This window comes from Pseudarthrobacter sp. B907 (assembly GCF_040137805.1).
Taxonomy (GTDB): Bacteria; Actinomycetota; Actinomycetes; order Actinomycetales; family Micrococcaceae; genus Arthrobacter.
Genome location: NZ_JBEEQE010000039.1, coordinates 1 through 1,072, shown reverse-complemented (window position 1 = coordinate 1,072; position 1,072 = coordinate 1). Strand labels below are relative to the sequence as shown.

Annotated in this window: 1 protein-coding gene; it reads right to left on the bottom strand. The window is 71.4% G+C overall.

The genetic code is table 11. The features are described from left to right. The coding region (locus ABLI39_RS17345; protein ID WP_349414794.1) for a DUF6531 domain-containing protein at nucleotides 1-1,072 on the bottom strand (1,072 nt) is incomplete at both ends.

Here is a 1,072-nt window from a genome sequence, read left to right as displayed (position 1 = left end):
AGCTCGGTGCGCCCGCCCAGCGGGTCCACGATCACCGAGGGATCCCGCGACACCTCATCGGCGTACTCATACGCCACGACCGCCCCGGACTCCGTCACCAGGGTGGTGATGCGGTCCTGCTCATCCCAGCCGTACGTGAGGTCCGCGCCCTCCGGGGTCACGGTCCGGGTCTTCCGGCCCCGCGCGTCGTAGGCGTGCACCGTCACCGCCCCGTCGCGCTCGGTGAAGGCGACCAGGTTTCCGTGGCCGTCATAGGCCATCGACTGCCGCTGGTCATGGGAATCGAGCACCCCGACCAGGCGGCCCTTGGCGTCGGCGATCCAGGAGTTGGAGCGGGTGCCGTCCTCATCCGAGACCACCGTGACGCGGCCCGGCAGATACGCAAACCGGGTCCGGCGTCCGTGCTGGGTGAGCTGCAGCACGACCCTGCCGTGGTCGTCGTAGCTGTTCTCCGCTTCCAGAACCCCCGCGGCGGAAAAGACCGCCTCAATCAGGCCCTGTTCGTTCCACCGATAGGTGCGCGCCCCCAGCTCCGTCGCCACGCTAATCAACCGGCCGCCGCCGTCGTAGCCGTACTCGACCCGGCGCCCGTCCGAGGCCCGCACCACGGCAACCAGCCCGTCCACATACTCGACGTCGAGGAACCGGCCGCGCACATGCGCCAGCCGGGTCACCGGGCCGGCACTGCCGGCGTTGGCCGGCCCTTCCCGGAGGACGGATACCGTCAGGCCGGGCCCTGACCCGGCGCCGAGCCACACGCCGGCGAGGCTGTAGGCCCACCAGGCGCCCTGGTTGTCCCGGACCACCAGGAGCTCGGCCGTGCCGTCAGGCATCGAGCTCAACTCGGCAAATGCCGCGACGGTGGCCCGCTCGCGGGCGAGCCAGTAATTCTCCCCCACCGCCCGGGCCCACCCGGAGCCCTCGCGGGGGAAGTCCACCGCGCGGCCGTCGGCCAGTACCCACCGGCAGCCCTCGTCCGAAAGAGCGAGGTGTTGATCGAGGACCGAGGCCCACCCCTGACCGAACACCCCCGGCGTCTGCAGGCCCGAGGCCAGCGAGTTGTACATCCGCG